Genomic DNA, 18,604 nt, shown 5'->3' with positions numbered 1-18,604 from the left:
CGGATATGGCTGTTCCTACAACGCGTTTGCTGGTGTTGGCGGTGGTTCGACTCCTGGGACCGGTGCACGGGTATGACGTGCGCCGGGAATTGTTGTCCTGGCATGCGGATGACTGGGCGAATGTGAAGCCCGGGTCGGTGTACGGGGCGTTGAATACGCTGGCCCGGGATGGGCTCATCTCGGTGGGGGAGGTGGGCCAGGAGGGGGCGCGGCCGGAGCGGACCACCTATCGGCTGACGCCGGAGGGGGAGAAGCAGTTCGCGGAGATGCTGCGCGATGCGCTGTTCGAGGCCGATCAGGTCAAGCATCCGTATTTCGCGACGGTGGCGCTGTTCCCGCACGCGCCGAAGGATGACGTCATCGCGGCGCTGCGCAGCCGGATCCTGAAATTCGAAGCGGCACTGGTGTTTCTGGAGCGGGAGGAGGAGCGGATTCTGGCGGGCAGCGGTAAGCCCGAGGAGGCCGAGCCCTATCACGTGGCCGATGCCATCCGGCTGTCCGCCGATCACACCCGGGCGGATCTGGAGTGGTCGCGGCGCACGCTGGGCCGCATCGAGCGCGGTGAGCTGGATGTGTGGACCGACGGTAAGGGCGGTTCCTGGTCGGTGCCGACGATCAGTTAGTCAAGATTTAATAGTCAAGCTTGACTATTCAAAATATCGTTTCTACCGTTGGGGTGTGGAAACGACACTCGAGCGACGCCACGGCACCGAACCGGCCATCCGGGTTCGCGGTCTGGCTCGCACCTTCAAAACCAAAACCGGTGCCGTGCAAGCGGTTTCCGGGATCGACTTCGATGTGTACGACGGCGAGATCATCGGGCTGCTCGGGCCCAACGGCGCGGGCAAGACCACCACGCTGCGGATGATCTCGACCCTGCTGGCGGCCACGGCGGGGGAGGCCACCGTGGCCAGGGCGGATCTGCGGACCGCCGCGCGCACCGTGCGCTCCCGCATCGGCTACGTCCCGCAGGGCGGTTCGACCTCGGACTATGAACTGGTCGACGATGAATTGATGCTGCAGGCAAGGCTTTTCGGACTATCCAGGGCCGAGGCGATGACCAATACGGCGGAATTGGCCAAAGCCCTGGAGTTCGACGGGCTCGGCCGCCGCAAATGCGGTCAGCTCTCCGGCGGGCAGCGGCGGCGGGTGGATATCGCCCTGGGCATGGTGCACCGCCCATTCCTGATCTACCTGGACGAGCCGACCACCGGCCTGGATCCGCAATCGCGCGCGAATCTGTGGGACCACATTCGGCGACTGCGCGATGAGGGCACCACCGTCGTGCTGACCACGCACTACCTCGAGGAGGCCGACGCCCTGTGCGATCGGGTGCTGGTCATGGATCACGGTGAGATCGTCGCGCAGGGCACGCCCGAGGAGCTCAAGCGGCGCATCTCCGGCGACGTGATCAGCCTCGAAATCGACAGTGACAGTGCCGATCTCGCCATGGAGATCGCCGAAGCCGCGGTTGCCGTGCGCAGCCGGTTGCGCACCGATGGGCATGAGAACGGCCATGCCGGAACGGTGCTGGTGCATCTCACGGTGGATCAGGGCGATGCCGCGGTGGTGCCGCTGCTGCGCGCGCTGGGCGATCGGGGCATCACGCCCGGTGCGCTCACGGTCAAACGCCCCAGCCTCGACGACGTCTTCCTCACCCTCACCGGCCGTTCGCTCCGGGAAGGAAACCACTCATGACATTCCTGCGCGATACCGGTCTGGTGTTCTGGTCCCAGCTCCGGTCGAATCTGCGAAATCCGGTGTGGGTCATCATCGGATTGACCCAGCCGATCCTGTACCTGGTGCTGTTCGGCCCGCTGTTGAAGGGTGTGGCCGGATCGTTCGGCGCGGACCCCTGGAAACTGCTCACGCCCGCCCTGGTCATTCAGATCGGCCTGTTCGGGGCCATGTTCGCCGGTTTCGGCATCGTCGGTGAATTGCGCGCCGGTGTGGTCGAACGCCAGCGGGTCACCCCCGCCCCGCGCGGTGCGCTGCTGGTGGGCCGGGTGCTCAAGGATATGGCGGTGCTCATCGTGCAGGCGCTGGTGCTGGTCGGTGTGGCAATGGCGGCCTTCGGTCTGCGCCCGGATCCGCTCGGCCTGGTGCTGTCGGTGCTGCTGATCTCGGTCATGGCGGCCGGACTCGCCTCGGCGTCGTACGCCCTGGGCTTGTGGGCCAGGGAGGAATCGACCCTGGCCTCGGTGCTGAATTCGGTCTCGGTGCCGATCATGCTGCTGTCCGGGATTCTGCTGCCGATGAATGTCGGCCCGACCTGGTTGCAGAATATCGCGAAGGCGAATCCGTTCTCGCACACCGTCGATGCCGCCCGCGCCCTGTTCCGTGGCGACTTCGGTTCCGCCGACGTCTACGTCGGCACCATTGTCACGGTGGCCGTTGCCCTGCTGCTTATGGTGATCGGAGCGCGCAGCTTCGCCCGCGAGAACGCGTGAAAGACCTTGACCTGAACTTAGGTTCAGGTTTCACGATGGGATCATGACCAAGCAGAAGAGAGCCCTGATCACCGGGGCGTCGGCGGGATTCGGGCGCGCGGTCGCGCTCGCACTCGCCGAACAAGGGTGGCAATTGATCATTACCGCGCGCGGGGCGGCGGAGCTGGAGAAGGTCGCCGCCGCGACCGGAGCGCGGGCGGTGGCCGGGGATATCGCGGATCCCGGTCACCGCGAACAGCTGGCCGCGGCTTTGGGATCCGATCCGCTGGATCTGGTGCTCAATAACGCGAGCGCGCTCGGCCCGAGCCCGCTGCCGACCCTGGACCGGATCGAGCTCACCGACCTGAGCGCGATCCTGGACACCAATGTCGTTGCGCCCCTGGCGGTGCTGCAACTGACCCTGCCGCTACTGCGCGCCGCCGATGGCGTGGCGGTGAACATCAGCTCCGACGCCGCAGTCGGCGCGTATCCGGGCTGGGGTGGTTACGGGTCGTCCAAGGCGGCGCTGGATCAGCTCACGGCGGTGCTGGGCGCGGAGCAGCCCGAGCTCCGGATCTACAGCTTCGACCCGGGCGATATGCGCACGGCCATGCATCAGGCGGCCTTCCCCGGCGAGGACATCTCCGATCGCCCGGAGCCGGAAACCGTGGTGCCCGCCCTGCTGCACCTGCTCGGCACCCGCCCCGCGAGCGGCCGCTATGTGGCCTCCGAACTCCCGGTGTCGTCATGACGGTCGAGCTGGAAGCGGTGGAATTCACCCTCCCGGACGAGCTGTCCGCGACCAGTCCGCCCGAGGCGCGCGGGCTCGCGCGCGATGAGGTGCGCCTGCTGGTCAGCGACGGCGGCGCGGTGACGCACGCCCGCTTCCGGGAGCTGCCGGATTTCCTGCGCCCGGGAGATCTTGTGGTGGTGAACAATTCGGCCATGGTCAACGCCGCCGTCGCGGCTCGATACGGCGAAGACGCGGTCGTGCTGCACTTCTCGACCCGGCTGGACGACGGCGGCTGGGTGGTGGAACTGCGTGACCCGTGCGGTACACCGTGGGCCGGAACATCGCCGGAAGCCGGTGCGCGCGTGGGCATTCCGGGTGGTCACCGGGCGGTGCTGCGCCGCCCGTGGTTCCCGGGCGCGGACCGCCTGTGGATCGCCGATATCGACACCGATGTGCCCGCCCTGCTGATCCGGTACGGCAGGCCGATCACGTATTCCTATGTCACCGAACGCTGGTCCGCCGACTACTACCGCACCGTTTTCGGCCGCGAACCCGGCAGCGCCGAAATGCCGAGTGCGGGCAGGCCGTTCACCGATGCGCTGATCACCGAATTGGTGGCCCGCGGTATCGGCCTGGCGGCGATCACCCTGCACACCGGCGTCTCCTCGCCCGAGACCGGTGAACCGCCGAACCCGGAACGTTTCGCGGTACCCGACCTGACCGCCGAACTGGTGAACCTCACGCACGCCATGGGCGGCCGGGTGGTGGCGGTGGGCACCACGGTCACCCGCGCCCTCGAATCCGCCGTCGGGGCAGACGGTCTGGTGCACGCGGCATCGGGCTGGACCGAGCTGGTGCTGGGCTGTCACCATCCCGCACGCGTCGTGGACGGCCTGATCACCGGCTGGCACGCACCCGGGGCGTCACATCTGCATCTGCTGGACGCGGTCGCCGGACCGGAGGTGGTGCGGCACGCCTATCGCATCGCGCTGGACACCGGATATCTGTGGCACGAATTCGGCGATACCGCGCTGCTGTTCGCGGACCGACCCGGCGCGGACGGCCCCGCGGACGAGGCGTAGAGTCGCCATCTCCGGCGCTTGCGGGGCACTCGATTCGAGGGCTCGGACGGGGGTCGTACCCACTCGGGATACGAGCATTAGTCCTGGTAGGGAACGTTTCGTGGCGGTCGGATGAACGCGCGGTGTGGTCTGCGTCGCGTTCACCGGACTGGCATCGAGACGCCATCCGGCGGTCGCTCCGGCGCAGTCTGGGACTGGCTTGATCAACCGTATGACCACCAAGGCAGCGTCGACTTCCAGCCTGCTCCCACGCGAGTCATATGTTGCTCCGGAGCCGCCCCGCACCACCGGCCGCTCCCAGTACTCCCTGGTTGTCGCCTCCGATGCCGAGCATCGGGAAGCGGCGCAGCGCCTGCGGTATCAGGTGTTCGCCGCCGAACCGGGCTTCAGCATTCCCGACAATGGCACCGGCCTGGACGCCGACCGTTTCGATGAGCATTGCGATCACCTGCTGGTGCGCGATGAGCTCACCGAACAGTTCGTCGGCTGCTACCGCATGCTGCCCCCGGATAAGGTGACCGCCGCCGGCGGCTACTACACCGCGACCGAATTCGATTTGGCCGCACTGGATCCCACCGGTAACCGGATCGTGGAGATGGGCCGCGCCTGCGTGGTGCCCGATCACCGCAACGGTTCGGTGCTGACCCTGATGTGGGCGGGCATCCTGCACTACATCCAGCTCACCGGTTACGACTGGATCATGGGCTGTGTTTCGGTGCCGATGCAGGCCACCCCGGCCGACGCGCCCGGTGTGAATGTGCGCGGCGTGCGTGATCTGCTGCTGAAAAAGCATGCGCTGCAGGCTGATCGGCATGTGCGCCCGTACAACCCGGTCGTGGTGGACGGTCGCACCCTGGACGAGCTGGAAGCCCCGGCCCGCCCGAAGATGCCGCCGCTGCTGAGCGGTTACCTGCGCCTGGGCGCGGAGATCTGCGGTGAGCCCGCACACGATCCCGAGTTCGCCGTCGCCGATTTCGTCGCCCTGTTGGGCCTGGACACCATCAACACCCGCTACCTCGAGCGCCTGCAGGGCGCGGTGGCCACTCTCGAGCGGTGATGACCCATGATGCCCGAATGCCCGCCCGCCGCCCCGACCGCGCACGCCTGGATGCCGTCCAGCCCGTGCGGACCCGAATGCGTCGAAACCGCCCCTGAGGCAGGCCGATTCCGTTTCGCGGCCCGTATCGCGGGCATCGGCGCGGTCGCCGTCTCCTTCCCGATCGCCTATCTGGCGACGCCGCGCCGCTACCGGGCCCGGCTGCAAACGCGCTATGCCCGGACCCTGTTGTCCTGCTGCGGGATTCAGGTCCGCGTCGTGGACAAGCGCGGCGGTGTGCCCGCACCGCGGGGCACGCTGGTGGTGGCCGGTCATATCGGCTGGACCGATATCATCGCGCTGTCGGCGGTGCAGCCCACCGCCTTCGTTGCCCGCGCCGACATGATCGAGTGGCCGGTGCTGGGCGATATCGCCCGCAAGGTGCGCGTCATCCCCATCGAGCGCGAACGCCTGCGCGAACTGCCCGGGGTGGTGCGGCGCATCGGCGATCGGCTCGCCGCGGGTGAGCGCATCGGCATCTTCCCGGAGGGCACCACCTGGTGCGGTCGCGCGCACGGCCGCCTGCGGCCCGCGCTCTTCCAGGCCGCCATCGACACCGATACCCCGGTGCAGCCGATTCGACTGCGCTATCTGGATCGGCACGGGGAGGTCTGCACCGTCCCGGGTTTCGTGGGCGTCGACACCATGGCCGATTCGTTCCGCCGCGTACTGCGCTCGCGCGGTGTGGTGGCCGAGTTGGTGCTGCAACCCCTGGAACAGCCCGGAACCGATCGCCGTGAACTGGCGAATCGGTGCGAGCAGGCCATTCGCGGTGACGCGGTGGATCGTGCCTTCGCCGATATCGTCGGCCGCGACGAACCCGGTTCGGACCGTACCGAATTGACCGTGCAGGCCCCCGAACACCGGCATCCGAAACTCCCGGTCCGGGTCTGACGGGCGGTTCGCACAGACCGCACGGCACGCGAACTCTGTCACCGCGTGCCGTGCGCGCAGATTTCGGGTAGCTGCGAGCCGGATGTTTGCGAAGATGGCGACATGTCTGAAGCGCCCGGGCGTCTTCGCGCCATCCACAATGCCGCTCTGCTGGTCGAATTCGCTGCCCAGCGCGGGCTGGCGCTGCGGAATGTGCTGTCCGGAACGGGTATTACGCCGGATGATATCGCCGATCCGGACGTCATGATCACCTGTGAGCAGGAGTTCGCGCTCATGCGAAATATCGTGGCGGGCACCGACGACGAACCCGGTCTGGGTTTGCTGGCGGGCATGCTGTGTCATCCGACCAGTTTGGGGATCTGGGGTTTCGCACTCAGCACCAGTGCGACGCTGCGGCAGGCGCTCGAACTCGGCCTGCGCTATCTGGACCTGTCCTTCGCGGCGGGTGAGATCCGGCTGGAAGCCAAAGGCGCACAGGTGGAGATCATTCGCGACGACAGTGCGGTGCCGTCCGAATTGCGGCGCTTCACCCTGGAGCGGGATATGGTCGCCATCGGCATCACCCAGCAGGATCTGCTGCCGCTGCGGCTGCCCGCCGTGCGCCTGGAACTGGCCCTGCCCATGCATCCGATGTACGAGGCGGTCTCCACCCTGCTCGGCGTCTCGGAGATGGTGTTCGACGCCGCCCGCTCGGCGCTCACGGTGCCCGCCGCGGCGCTGGAACTGCCGCTGCCGCAGGCGAATCCGGCCAGTATGAAACTCTACGAGGAGCAGTGCGCCGAGATCGTGCAGCGCCGCCGCAATCGTTTCGGGGTCAGCGAACAGGTCCGGGAGTTGCTCATCCACCGGCACGGCCTGGCCGAACAATCCGATATCGCCGCCGATCTCAATATCAGCGTGCGCACGCTGCGCCGCCGACTCGCCGCCGAGGGCACCACTTTTCGTGAACTCAGCTCCGAGACCATCGGCCTGCTCGCCGAGGAATTGCTCAGCACCGGCCTCACCGTGGAGAGCGTCGCCGACCGCCTCGGCTACGCCAGCGTCTCCGCCTTCGGCACCGCCTTCCGCAGCTGGCGCGGTCAAACCCCGGGCCAGTACGCCCGCGAGAATCGCCTGTTGACACCGCTGCGCATGCACCGCTGACCGCGCCGCCGCGGGTGCCCGAGTCGTTTCGTCCGGGTCGGACCGGGAATAGCCGGGTGGACGAAAGGTGATACCCGGTGGCAATTTTTCTTCAGCACCCGGACGGTTCCGCGCTCGAATGCGTTGCGGTGGCGTTGGGTTGGGACGCCGAGCGCACCGTCGCGAACAGGATCGACCTGAATATCGCGGCGTTGCTGTTCGGTGGTGACGCGTTATTGGATGTGGTTTATCACGAGCAATTGCTCTCACGCGATGGTTCGGTCCGGCATACCGGGGACAACCAGACCGGCGAAGGCCGGGGCGACAACGAGATCATCTCGTTCAATCTGGCTCAGCTCGCACCGGAGGTGACGTCCATCATCGTGGTCGTGACCTCCTACACCGGTCAGAGTTTCGAGGATATCGACAACGCGTACTGCCGCCTGCTCGACGCCGACAATTCGAACGAGATCACCCGGTGCGTACTCACCGGCGGCTCCTATACCGCCCTGGTGATGGGCAATCTCTTTCGCACACCGGAATTCTGGGCCTTCGACGCCATCGGAGCCGGAATTCCCGCGGTCCATGTGGCCGAAGCCGTTCCGCACGCGGCCGCGTATCTCGCGCCCATGCCGTGAATGCGACGACACCAGTCACCGAGCGACGCGCGAACACCGTGCACCAACTTCCGGCGCGGCCCCGGGTGTGACATGGTGAGCGTCCGAAGGAGGATGCGATCGATGTCCAGCGGGCACACGCGGCACCGGGAACTCACGGTGCTGCTGGTCGAAGACGATAAAGCCGACGCGATGCTGGTCGAGGAACTGGTCGCCGAGGTCGCGCTGGAGGTGCGACTGGACTGGGTACGCAGCCTCGCCGTCGCCTGTGAGCGATTGGCCGTGGCGGCGCCGGACTGCGTCCTGCTCGACCTGCACCTGCCCGATTCCGATGGGCTCGAATCGCTCGCGCGCATCAGGGCGGTCAACGACGACGTTCCGGTGGTGGTGCTGACCGGGCTCGACCAGGAGAGCAACGGTTCGGCCGCGGTGGCCGCCGGTGCGCAGGACTATCTGGTCAAGGGCCGGGTCGAGGCCGAATTGTTCGGTCGCGCAGTGCGATACGCGATTCAGCGTAAACAGGCCGAGCGTTCGGCGGTGGCGCTGCGGGCCGGGCAGATGCGGGCGCTGGAGAACGCCCGCCTGGAACGCGGCCTGCTGCCCACCCCGCTGTTCCGCGGCGATCCGATCGTCGATGTGGTGTCCAGATATCGGCCCGGCCGCGCGCATTCGCTGCTCGGCGGTGACTTCTATGACGTGGTGCAGCAGTCCGACGGCGCGGTGCACGTGCTCATCGGTGATGTCTCCGGGCACGGGCCCGATGAGGCCGCCACCGGGGTGGCGCTGCGATTGGCCTGGCGCACATTGGTTTTCAGCGGTATCACCGGGGCCAGGCAGTTCCAGCTGCTCGATGAGCTGTTACGCGCCGAACGCACCGGACCGCATACCTTCGCCACCCTGACCACCCTGACCCTGCTGCCCGGCAGCCATACGATCCGGGTGATGCGGGCCGGTCATCCCGGCATGCTGGTGCGCACCGGCGCGAGCGTGTCCTGGCTGGAGGTGCCGGGCGGACCGGCGCTCGGATTCTTTCCGGGACAAGCGGATTGGCCGATCCACGAGCATTCGGTGCCGCCCGGCGCCGGCCTGGTGCTGTTCACCGACGGACTGTTCGAAGGGCATACCGGCCCGGGGGACGAGCGCCTGGGCGAACAGGGGCTGCTCGCGCTGGCGCGCACGGTGACCGCCGAACGCCCGGACGATTTCCTGGACGAGCTCATCGCCCGCGCCGAGGCGCTGGCCGAACAGCGCGGCGGTCTGGCCGACGATGTGGCGGCGATGTACCTGCGCTGGACTGCGGACAGCCGATGAACAAAACCGATCGGGTGCTGAACCGCACCGCGCATATGACCGTGCAGTCCTGGTTCCAGCTGGTGCTCGCGCTGATGGTGATCGTCGCGGTGGCCGGTTCCGGGGTGGCCGGGATCGCCATCGGACGCACCACGGCCGTCTCGGACCGCCTGCTCACCCAGATCCAGCCCGCCGCCACCGAGGCGTACCGCCTGCAGGCCGCACTCGCCAACCAGGAGACCGGGATTCGCGGCTACACCATCGCCGCCGATCCGCAATTCCTGGCGCCCTACACCGATGGCAGGCAGGACGAGGCGCGGTCGGTGGCACGGCTGCGCGAACTCCTGTACGACCGGCCCGAGCAGCTGGACGATCTCGACGCGGTGGAACGAGCCGCGGACATCTGGCGCCGGGATTTCGCCGAGCCGACGCGTGCGGCCGTGGTCCCGGGCCTGCCGCGCCCACTGGACAGCGTCGCCGCCGCACGCGGCAAAACCGCGTTCGATGACGTGCGAGCGCGTTTCGCGACCCAGAGCACGCACCTGGCCGCGGCCGCCACACAGGGCAACCAGGATCTGATGCGGCAGCGCACGGTGCGCAATGCCGCACTGGTCGGCATGGTCACGGCCTTCCTGCTGACCGGCCTCGCGCTCATGATGCTGGTGCGCCGTCTGATCGCCCGTCCGCTGCACGCCCTGCGAGTGGCGACCGAACGAGTCGCGGACGGCGATTTCGGCCACCGCATAGCCATTTCCGGACCCGCCGATCTCGCGGCGGTCGGCGAGGCGGTCGAGGGTATGCGCCGCCGGATCGTCGCCGAACTCGAATCCAGCCGGGTCCAGGAGGCCACACTGGCCGAACTGGCCGCCGATCTGGACGCGCAGGCGATGGAATTGCGCCGCTCCAATGCCGAACTGGAGCAGTTCGCCTACGTCGCCTCGCACGATCTGCAGGAGCCGCTGCGCAAGGTGGCCTCGTTCTGTCAGCTGCTGGAGAAGCGGTACGGCGATCAACTCGACGATCGTGCGAAGCAGTACATCGAGTTCGCGGTGGACGGCGCCAAGCGCATGCAGGTGCTCATCCAGGATCTGCTGACCTTCTCCCGGGTGGGCCGGGTGGACGGCGATTCGGTTAGAACCGGACTGGATCGGGCACTCGATCGAGCAGTGGCCAACCTGGCCTCGGCAGAGGACACCGGCATGCACCTGGATCGCCCGGATAAGCTGCCCGAGATCACGGGCGATCCGACGCTGCTGATCATGCTGTGGCAGAACCTGATCGGGAACGCGATCAAGTTCCAGCGCCCCGGTGTGCCGCCGATCGTGCGGGTCGGCTGCGAACCCGAGCCGGGTGAGCAGCCGGGATGGCGATTCTCGGTGGCGGACAACGGTATCGGCATCGCACCCGAATTCGCCGATAAGGTTTTCGTGATCTTCCAACGGTTACACAGCAGGGACGAATACAGCGGAACCGGAATAGGATTGGCGCTGTGTAAGAAGATCGTGGAGTTCCATGGCGGCCGGATCTGGATCGATCCGGACTACACCGGCGGAACGCGTTTCTACTTCACGCTCTTCGACGCTTCGCCGCGATCCGAGGAATCCGCAGCCCCCGAGAAGGAGTTTCGCGCGTGACGCAGCTGGCCCGGCCCATCGACATCCTGCTCGTCGAGGATGATCCGGGTGATGAACTCATCACCCGGGAAGCGTTCGAGCACAATAAGATCGGCAATACCCTGCACGTGGCGCGGGATGGCGCGGAGGCGCTGGACTTCCTCTATCAGCGCGGCGCGTTCGAGGGGGCCCCGCGCCCCGATCTGATTCTGCTCGATCTCAACCTGCCGAAATACGACGGCCGCGAGGTGCTCGGGCGCATCAAGGAGGATCCCGAGCTTTCGCACATCCCGGTTGTCGTGCTCACCACCTCCGCCGCCGAAGAGGACATTCTGGGCAGCTATCAGCTGCACGCCAACGCGTATGTCACCAAACCGGTGGATCTGGATCAATTCGTGCTGGCTATCAAACAAATCGACGACTTCTTCGTCCAGGTTGTTCGATTGCCCGGACGGTCGTGAATTCCGATCCAGGCGATCGCGTAGCATTCCAGAACGGAGGGTGACATGAATAGTGGTTCCCCGCAATCGTGTTCGGCCCCGACTACGGTCGGACTCCGGGTGTCCGCCACACCGGATCAGCTGGTCATGCTGCGCGCGCTCGCCGAAACCGTCACCTATATCGCCGATTTCGGCATCGACGAGGTCAGTGATATCCGGCTCGCCCTGGACGAGATCGCGACCGTGGTGATCGGCGCGGCGGTGCCCGGTTCCGCCCTCGACTGTGACCTGACCTATGACGAGCACGGACTGTCCGCCCGCATCGCGGCGGTCACCGCCGCGATGATCGACGCGGACGGCCGCGGGCTCGGCTGGCATATCGTGCGCACCCTGACCGATTCGCTCGATATCGATCAGGGGCCGTATGCCATCCCGCAGCGCGGGTACCCCCTCGTCATCGAATTCCGGCGACTTCGCCAGCACGCGCGAGGGCCCGGCCGACCGCACACCTAGGCGGATTCATGAGCAGTGACACCGGCGACGCCCCGTCGGACCCCTTCCTACATCCCGCGTTCTTCTATCGCGACAGTCATGAGTACCTGTCGGGCACAATGGAATTCATCCGTGCCGGGCTGGCGAACGCCGAACCCGTCGCGGTCGCGGTGCCCGCGGAGAATCTGGACCTGCTGCGCGATGCGCTCGGCGCGGACGCCGGGGCGGTGCGACTGCTCGATATGTCGGTGGCGGGCCGCAATCCCGGCCGCATCATTCCCGGGGTATTGCGCGCCTTCACCGATCGCCATCCGGACTCGCGGGTGCGGATCATCGGCGAACCGATCTGGGCCGGGCGCTCGGCCCTGGAATATCCGGCCTGCGCCCAGCACGAGGCGCTGATCAATACCGCGTTCGCCGGGCGCGCGGCGACGATGCTGTGCCCGTACGATATCGCGCGACTCGATCCGGGGGTGCTGGACGACGCGCTCATGAGCCATCCCACCAGCATCGACACCGGCGTCGAGAGCATCAGCCCGAGTTACGATCCCGATCGCGTCGTGGCGGCCTACAACCAGGCGCTGCCCGAACCGCCCGCCGCCGCCGGCGTACTCGACTTCGACGAGGCGTCCCTGGCGGATATTCGGTACGCCGCCACCGAATTCGCCCGCGACGCCGGAATGAGCAGTGAGCGCGGCACCGATCTGGAACTGGCCGTGGCGGAGGCGACGACGAACTCGGTGGTACACGGCGGCGGGCGCGGCATCTTCGCGCTGTGGTCGGCGGGGCGGCAGATCATCTGCCAGGTCCGCGATCGGGGATATATCGCCGATCCACTGGCCGGGCGACTACCCGTTCCCGGTTTTCACCGCGGCGGCCGTGGCCTGCTCCTGGTGAATCAGCTGTGCGATCTGGTCCGCATGCATACGACCCCGCTCGGCACCACGCTGCAAATGCATTTCGCCCAGTGAGGGATGCGGGCCCCGTTCTCGGCTATTCGCGCGATGAATCCTCGACCGCCAGAGCCGCTTCCAACGTCTCGTAGACATCGAGCAGCTCGTCCATCCCGGTCAGTTCGATGGGGCGCCGCACCGGGAACGAACCGACCACGCGCACCGTGCGATCACCGGCGGATTCCAGCGCCTGCACCAGCACACTGAGCCCGGCCGAACCGAAGAAACCGACCTCGGACAGATCCAGCACGATCAACTCGGCACCGGTGGCCAGCGCCTCGCTCACCCCGGCCGACAACTTCGGCGCCGACACCATATCGACCTCACCGGCGGCGGCCAGTACCACGGCTGCTCCGGCGGATCTGGTCTGCACCGTCAGTTCACGGGTTTCACTGCTCACCGATCGTTCCCCTGTCGCACCGTCACGTCGCCACCTCCGAAACACATTGGGCGTCGCACGACCGGGCTGGTCCCGCCGACGCGGTAACAGTACCCGTGCGACGGGATCTCCAGCAAAGGTACGCAACCGATTTCGCGCACACCATGATATCGGGGCGAACGGTCACCCGGACGCGGGCCGCGCGGGGGCGTGGGAACGCGGTATCCGGGCTGATCAGAAGTAGTGACTGCGCCCGCCGATCGGCCGTCCGACCGCACCGAGCAGCATCAGCACCGCGCCGACCACGAGCAGCACCACGCCGATGGTGGTCAGAATCGGAATGCCGAGCAGAATTCCGGCGAGCAGGACGATGATTCCCAGGACTATCATGAGAAAACCTTTGAACGGGTGAATATGACACCCACGCTTTTCCCGGCCCACCGCGCGTCAAACACGTGATCATCGCCCGGGACAAGCCATTCGGCGGTCCGCCCTCATCGCACCAGCCGCCCCAGCAGCGCCGCGGCGGTCGCGACACTGAGCGCGGCGGCGCCGATCAGCACGCCGAAATCCAGCCACAGATTCGCCGGGGTGCCGATGAGCAGACCGCGCAGCGCGTCCACCTCATAGCTGAGCGGATTCACCTTGCTCACCGCCTGCAGCCAGCCCGGCATCAGATCGGTCGGATACAGCGCGTTGGAGGCGAAGAACAGCGGCATGGTGATCGCCTGGCCGATACCCATCAGCCGATCCCGCGCCTGCACCAGCCCGGCGATGGTCATGGACAGGCAGGCGAAGAACGCGGTGCCCAGGAATACCGCGGGCACCGTCGCCAGAATGCGCAGCGGATTATCGGTCAGCCCGACGCCCATGAGCAGGGCGACGATGACGATCACCACGATCTGCGCGACCGCGCGAATGCCCGCGGCGAAACACTTTCCGGTGATCAGCGCCGCGCGCGGGGTGGGGGTCACCAGCAGTTTGGTGAGAATGCCCGCATCGCGATCCCAGATGATCTGGATGCCGTAGAAGATCGCGATGAACAGCGCCGACTGCGCGATGATGCCGGGCGCCAGGAAATCCAGATAGGGCACCGAACCGGTGGGCAGGGTGTGCAGGCGCGCGAAGGTGGTGCCGAAGATGACCATCCACAGCACGGGCTGGATTGCGCGGGTGAGGATTTCGGTCTGGTCATGGCGCAGCTTGCGCACCTCCACCAGGGCGAAGGTGCCGATCCGGGACGCCAGCCGGGGGACGCGCCGCCAGCCGCGCGGCGCCAGGATCGGGGTGAACGGGGGCTGATCAGCCCATACGGGCGGCCGAGCGGCGAGTGCTTCGGACATTGCGCATGGCTCCTTCGGTGGTGTCTTCGAGCTGTTCGCCCGCGTAATGCCGGAACACGTCTTCCAGGGTGGCCTCGGGTGCGACGGCCGCCTTCAGCTCCGCCGGTGATCCGGTGGCGCGCAGAATTCCCTTGTGCAGCAGGGCGACTCGATCGCACAGTGCGTCGGCCTCGGCCATGTAGTGGGTGGTGAGCAGCACGGTGGTGCCGTATTCGGCGCGCAGTTCGGCGACGCGTTCCCAGACACTGTCGCGCGCAATGGGATCCAGGCCGACGGTGGGTTCGTCCAGCACCAGCAGCGCGGGCCGGTTCACCAGTGCCTGCGCCAATTCCAGGCGGCGGATCATGCCGCCGGAGTAACCGCCCGCCAGCCGGTCGGCCACCTCGGTCAGATCCATCGCCTCGAGCGCTTCGCCCACCCGGCGGGCGCGATCCTTGCGGGGCAGATCGTAGAGGCGGGCGAACCAGTCCACGTTCTGCCGTCCGGTCAGCCCGGCCTCGATCGAAAGCTGCTGCGGCACATAGCCGAGGTTGTAGCGGACGTCGGCGGCCCGGGTGCGCACATCGAGTCCGAAGATCCGCACCGTGCCGGATTGGATGGGGGTCAGCGTGGTGAGCAGTTTGATGGTGGTCGATTTGCCCGCCCCATTGGGGCCGAGCAGGCCGAACACCTCACCGCGCGCGATGCTGATGGTCAGGTCGTCGACGACGGTATGGCTGCCGTAGCGGTGGGTCAGGCCCGCGCATTCGACGGCGGGCGGGGAGTCTGTCATCTGCTTTCGCCTCGGTTCTGCTCGTAGTCGTGCAGCACATCGGTCAGCCGGGTCATGGCCCGGAGTCCGGCGTGCAATTCATCCCGCTCCGTCGCGGTGAGTTGTTCGAAGGCGCGCGCCACCACCGTGATTCGCTGCTGCCGCGTCGCATCGGCGATGCGCTGGGATTCGGGGGTGAGAGACAGGCGCATGGTGCGCCGGTCCTGCGGATCGGGTTCGCGCACCAGCAGACCGGTTTTCACCAATTCGGTGACCAGGGTGGAGACGCTGTTGGCGGCCGAACCGAGTTCGGCCGCTGCCTCTTTCACCGAGATGCCGGGTCTGCGGCCGACCAGGCGCAGGAACTCCGATTGGGTACCGGAGAGCGCGGGCTCGTCGAAGGTGCGCCCGGCCAGGCGGCCGACCTGACGGCGCAACCGCCCCATGGAGCTGAACAGCAGGGTGAACAGCTCGGCATCGGCGTCATCGGGGAGCGTCGCCTCGGGGCGCGGGTCGGCCATGCCCGCAATAATACCTCTGTTTCAGAGGTATTTCAGTTCGTACGTGAGTCGTACCCCAGCGGGAGCTTGTTCGGCGGCCGGTCGATGACCGTGTCGTCATCGGGCACGCGCCGCTCCAGGAAGGTGACCTGCCCGGTGGAGGACACCAGGGTCAGGGGGTAGGTGGGCCCGCGCTCGCGGTCGGCGACGATCGCGTCCGCGTTGTCCTGGTAGAGCCCGAGCGTGCTCTCGGGGTAATCGAGCATCCACTGCGGATAGGTGATCGTGGTGTGCACGCGCCGCTCGTCGAGCCACAGGATGACGATGGTGGTGGTGCCGGTCGGCTCCACCCAGGCGAGCTTGTACAGATCCGCGCCCAGCCGCACCATCTTGGCCGGTTGATCCTTCGACCAGCGGCCGAACATGGGCCCGATCAGGCAGCGGAATTCCACCGTCTCCGCATTGCGCACGTACAGCTCGTATTTCCAGCCGTTGTCGTAGGCGTAGATGAGATGACTGCCGATGAGACCGGAGAGATCCCCGGTGGCGGGCGAGCTCGACGGGATGGACGTACCTGCGCTCATCGGTAGCTCCTTGCTCGGAAGGCTTCCCTGCGAGTATCGAGTTCCGCTGGCCAGCGTAACCGCGAAAGTCCCGCGGCCTGGGGTTTTCCCGGTCGAGCCCGGGTCGGCGCACCGCCCGGCGATTAGAACGTGTTCCTGTTATCGTCGAGCGGGCGTCGCACGCGTGTGCTCGACGCGCCCGAAAGTCCTTGGGAGGGAAGCGCTATGCCGTTCGTGACCACCGGTGACGGAGCCGATGTGCACTACCTGGACACCGGCGGCGATGGTCCGGCGGTCATCCTGGTGCACGACATCCTGCTCGACGCCACCCAGTGGCGACCGCAAATGGCATCCCTCGCACCCGATTACCGGGTGATAACCATCGACACCCGCGGGCACGGCGAAACCCGCGATCCGGGAACACCCTTCGACTACACGCGGCTGGCGCAGGACTGCTGGGCCGTCGCCGACGCACTCGGACTCGGTGCGGTCGTGCTCGGCGGCCTGTTCCACGGCGGCATCGTCGCGCTCCAGGCTGCCCGGCTCGCACCCGCCCGCGTGCGCGGCCTGCTGCTGATCGGCACCCGCGCCGACGCCTACAACCCCGAGGAATACGCCGGGTACAAATCGATCCTGCTCAAGCAGTGGGTGCTTGGCACCGAACCGCTGGAGCCGATCGCCCGCCTCATCGCGGCGCAGATGATCGGCGGCGACACCGAACAACAGCGCTACTGGCTGGATATATGGGAGCGCTCGGACCGTAAACGGCTCGAACAGGCCATCATCGCGCTGCTCGAACGCGAAGGGATCGAGAACGATATCGCCGACATCACCGCCCCGGCCCTGCTCCTGCACGGAGCGGGCGATGTCGTCCACACCGAGGCTCGGATGCGGAAACTGGCCGGGCAGTTGGGCGGATCGACCCGCGTCGAAACCATCGACGCCGAGCGCATCACCCACACCATCACCTGGACCCACCCGCACCTCACCGACCCGCTGATCCGCGAATTCCTCGACGCGCTCTAACTCGCATGCTTCTCTCCACCCCGCGCGACCTCGCGTGTCGTTCGCCGTGCGCTGGCATATTCGCAGCAATCCTTAATGGTCGTCAGCTCCGACTACTGCGCGAGCGAAACTTCGAGCGAAGGAGAAGGGTTACGTGGAGGTCGTCGCAGTCCCGGATGAGGAAATTCTCATCACCGCGGTTCCGGATCCGGTTGCCCACGCGCTGTCGGTCGTCGGCCGCCGCTATCGCGTCGCCGACCATTACGAGGTGGGGCGCGAGAAGGTGCGCGAGTACGCGCGCGCCGTACAGGATGCGCATCCGGTGCACCGCGTGGACAGCGTGGCGGCCGAGTTCGGCCACCCCGGACTGGTGGCCTCGCCGACCTTCGGCGCGCTGCTGGTCGGCGCGGTGCAGGACGCGCTCGGCGAGATTCTCACCGGCTACGACCTCAGTTCGACGATGCAGACCGATCAGACCTTCGAGTATCTGCGGCCGATCGTCGTCGGTGACCGTCTCACCAGCAATGTCTCCCTGCATTCGTTCCGTCAGGCGTTCGGTGGTGATCTGCTCGTGGTCGAGAACATCGTCACGAATCAGCACGAACAGATCGTGCTCAACGCGCGCACCGGTCTGGTCGCCCGCTCCGCGCCGTCGGAGGCGAATGCCGGAATCGTGGAATCACTGTCGAAGATCATGCGCCAGCCGACCACTCGAATCCGGGCGGTGACCCCGGCCCCCGACCTCCCCGACGCATCGAGTGCCCCCGCATCGCCGAGCATCCACACTCGTGCCGCGCATACGGTCTCGGAGGGCGATCGACTACCGGACCGCATCGTCGATCTCACCCTCGGCGACCTGGTCAACTACGCCGGTGTCGCCGGTGACACCAACCCGATCCACTGGCACGGCGGCGCCGCCCGCCTGGTCGGCCTGGACGGCACCGTGGCCCACGGCATGCTGACCATGGCCCTGGCGGCGGGATTCGTCACCGAATGGCTGGGCGACCCGACCGCGCTGCGCCACTACAGCGTCCGCATGACCAGCCCCGTCCCGGTCACCGCCCAGGGCCCCAGCACCATCGAATTCCAAGGCCGCGTAAAACAATTCGACCCCGGCACCAATCAGGCCGTCATCGCCCTCACCGCCATCCACGCCGGGCGCAAGATCTTCGGCCGCGCCACCGCGACCGTGCAACTCGCCGATCATCGGGCGTGAGCGGAATCGCGGCCGCCCCCCCCCCCCCGGGCGGGGGGGGCGCGCACCACACCCACGGTGGTGTAAACCAACGACCCCCCCGCCCC

At 67.1% G+C, this 18,604-nt stretch carries 22 protein-coding genes; 16 read left to right on the top strand and 6 right to left on the bottom strand.

The window, feature by feature from the left end; all coding sequences use genetic code 11:
* Positions 1-5 precede the first annotated feature (5 nt).
* From ACFC0O_RS08560 to ACFC0O_RS08495, 14 genes are all read left to right on the top strand, one after another.
* Positions 6-623, top strand: a complete 618-nt coding sequence (locus ACFC0O_RS08560; protein WP_375954976.1) for a PadR family transcriptional regulator — start codon at positions 6-8, stop codon at positions 621-623.
* Positions 624-678: 55 nt separating this feature from the next.
* Positions 679-1,698, top strand: coding sequence for an ATP-binding cassette domain-containing protein (locus tag ACFC0O_RS08555; protein ID WP_375954975.1), 1,020 nt, complete (start codon positions 679-681; stop codon positions 1,696-1,698).
* On the top strand, positions 1,695-2,450 hold the full coding sequence (locus ACFC0O_RS08550) for an ABC transporter permease (protein ID WP_375954973.1): 756 nt from the start codon (positions 1,695-1,697) through the stop codon (positions 2,448-2,450). Before ACFC0O_RS08555 ends, ACFC0O_RS08550 begins: the two co-directional genes overlap by 4 nt.
* Before the next feature lie 43 nt (positions 2,451-2,493).
* The gene (locus ACFC0O_RS08545) at positions 2,494-3,180 is read left to right on the top strand and encodes an SDR family NAD(P)-dependent oxidoreductase (RefSeq protein ID WP_375954971.1); all 687 of its coding nucleotides are present in this window, start codon (positions 2,494-2,496) and stop codon (positions 3,178-3,180) included.
* Positions 3,177-4,244, top strand: a complete 1,068-nt coding sequence (locus ACFC0O_RS08540) for an S-adenosylmethionine:tRNA ribosyltransferase-isomerase (protein WP_375954969.1) — start codon at positions 3,177-3,179, stop codon at positions 4,242-4,244. Before ACFC0O_RS08545 ends, ACFC0O_RS08540 begins: the two co-directional genes overlap by 4 nt.
* Before the next feature lie 211 nt (positions 4,245-4,455).
* Positions 4,456-5,301 (top strand): GNAT family N-acetyltransferase, encoded by an 846-nt coding sequence (locus ACFC0O_RS08535; protein WP_375954967.1) that lies wholly within the window; start codon positions 4,456-4,458, stop codon positions 5,299-5,301.
* Positions 5,302-5,307: 6 nt separating this feature from the next.
* Entirely contained in the window at positions 5,308-6,234 is a 927-nt protein-coding gene (locus ACFC0O_RS08530) for a lysophospholipid acyltransferase family protein (protein WP_375954965.1), read from the top strand.
* A 102-nt stretch (positions 6,235-6,336) separates the two neighbouring features.
* Positions 6,337-7,377, top strand: coding sequence for an AraC family transcriptional regulator (locus ACFC0O_RS08525; RefSeq protein WP_375954963.1), 1,041 nt, complete (start codon positions 6,337-6,339; stop codon positions 7,375-7,377).
* A 77-nt stretch (positions 7,378-7,454) separates the two neighbouring features.
* Complete coding sequence (locus ACFC0O_RS08520) at positions 7,455-7,994, top strand: TerD family protein (RefSeq protein WP_375954961.1); 540 nt, start codon at positions 7,455-7,457, stop codon at positions 7,992-7,994.
* A gap of 102 nt (positions 7,995-8,096) precedes the next feature.
* Positions 8,097-9,284: a PP2C family protein-serine/threonine phosphatase gene (locus ACFC0O_RS08515; protein WP_375954959.1), complete on the top strand. Its 1,188-nt coding sequence runs from the start codon at positions 8,097-8,099 to the stop codon at positions 9,282-9,284.
* Complete coding sequence (locus ACFC0O_RS08510) at positions 9,281-10,897, top strand: CHASE3 domain-containing protein (protein ID WP_375954957.1); 1,617 nt, start codon at positions 9,281-9,283, stop codon at positions 10,895-10,897. The genes ACFC0O_RS08515 and ACFC0O_RS08510 overlap by 4 nt, the downstream gene beginning before the upstream one ends.
* A complete protein-coding gene (locus tag ACFC0O_RS08505) occupies positions 10,894-11,337 on the top strand; it encodes a response regulator (protein WP_364630122.1) in 444 nt (147 codons plus the stop codon). Before ACFC0O_RS08510 ends, ACFC0O_RS08505 begins: the two co-directional genes overlap by 4 nt.
* Positions 11,338-11,382: 45 nt before the next feature.
* On the top strand, positions 11,383-11,829 hold the full coding sequence (locus tag ACFC0O_RS08500) for an anti-sigma factor (RefSeq protein WP_364630125.1): 447 nt from the start codon (positions 11,383-11,385) through the stop codon (positions 11,827-11,829).
* 8 nt (positions 11,830-11,837) lie between these two features.
* The gene (locus tag ACFC0O_RS08495) at positions 11,838-12,779 is read left to right on the top strand and encodes an anti-sigma factor RsbA family regulatory protein (RefSeq protein ID WP_375954954.1); all 942 of its coding nucleotides are present in this window, start codon (positions 11,838-11,840) and stop codon (positions 12,777-12,779) included.
* A gap of 22 nt (positions 12,780-12,801) precedes the next feature.
* Here the strand turns inward: ACFC0O_RS08495 and ACFC0O_RS08490 are convergent, their stop codons facing one another.
* The 6 genes from ACFC0O_RS08490 to ACFC0O_RS08465 all read right to left on the bottom strand — a co-directional run bounded on the left by ACFC0O_RS08490 (position 12,802) and on the right by ACFC0O_RS08465 (position 16,318).
* Positions 12,802-13,161: an STAS domain-containing protein gene (locus ACFC0O_RS08490; RefSeq protein WP_364630131.1), complete on the bottom strand. Its 360-nt coding sequence runs from the start codon at positions 13,159-13,161 to the stop codon at positions 12,802-12,804.
* A gap of 213 nt (positions 13,162-13,374) precedes the next feature.
* Positions 13,375-13,530, bottom strand: a complete 156-nt coding sequence (locus ACFC0O_RS08485) for a DUF6131 family protein (protein WP_364630134.1) — start codon at positions 13,528-13,530, stop codon at positions 13,375-13,377.
* Between the two features lie 104 nt (positions 13,531-13,634).
* Positions 13,635-14,483 (bottom strand): ABC transporter permease, encoded by an 849-nt coding sequence (locus tag ACFC0O_RS08480; protein WP_375954950.1) that lies wholly within the window; start codon positions 14,481-14,483, stop codon positions 13,635-13,637.
* Entirely contained in the window at positions 14,443-15,255 is an 813-nt protein-coding gene (locus ACFC0O_RS08475; RefSeq protein WP_375954947.1) for an ABC transporter ATP-binding protein, read from the bottom strand. The genes ACFC0O_RS08480 and ACFC0O_RS08475 overlap by 41 nt, the downstream gene beginning before the upstream one ends.
* Positions 15,252-15,755 (bottom strand): MarR family winged helix-turn-helix transcriptional regulator, encoded by a 504-nt coding sequence (locus ACFC0O_RS08470; RefSeq protein WP_375954945.1) that lies wholly within the window; start codon positions 15,753-15,755, stop codon positions 15,252-15,254. The genes ACFC0O_RS08475 and ACFC0O_RS08470 overlap by 4 nt, the downstream gene beginning before the upstream one ends.
* Before the next feature lie 32 nt (positions 15,756-15,787).
* Positions 15,788-16,318, bottom strand: coding sequence for a phenolic acid decarboxylase (locus tag ACFC0O_RS08465; RefSeq protein WP_375954943.1), 531 nt, complete (start codon positions 16,316-16,318; stop codon positions 15,788-15,790).
* A gap of 204 nt (positions 16,319-16,522) precedes the next feature.
* Here ACFC0O_RS08465 and ACFC0O_RS08460 point away from each other — a divergent pair, with 204 nt between their 5' ends.
* Both ACFC0O_RS08460 and ACFC0O_RS08455 read left to right on the top strand, forming a co-directional pair.
* Positions 16,523-17,323 carry an alpha/beta fold hydrolase gene (locus tag ACFC0O_RS08460; RefSeq protein WP_375954941.1) on the top strand — a complete coding sequence of 267 codons (801 nt, stop codon included), beginning with the start codon at positions 16,523-16,525 and terminating at the stop codon, positions 17,321-17,323.
* Between the two features lie 133 nt (positions 17,324-17,456).
* Positions 17,457-18,518: a fused (3R)-hydroxyacyl-ACP dehydratase subunits HadA/HadB gene (locus tag ACFC0O_RS08455; protein ID WP_375954939.1), complete on the top strand. Its 1,062-nt coding sequence runs from the start codon at positions 17,457-17,459 to the stop codon at positions 18,516-18,518.
* Positions 18,519-18,604 lie beyond the last annotated feature (86 nt).

It is taken from the genome of Nocardia sp. NPDC056100 (genome assembly GCF_042266325.1).
GTDB lineage: Bacteria > Actinomycetota > Actinomycetes > Mycobacteriales > Mycobacteriaceae > Nocardia.
The sequence above is the reverse complement of the archived record's forward strand: the minus strand, read 5'-3'. Positions and strand labels throughout refer to the sequence as shown.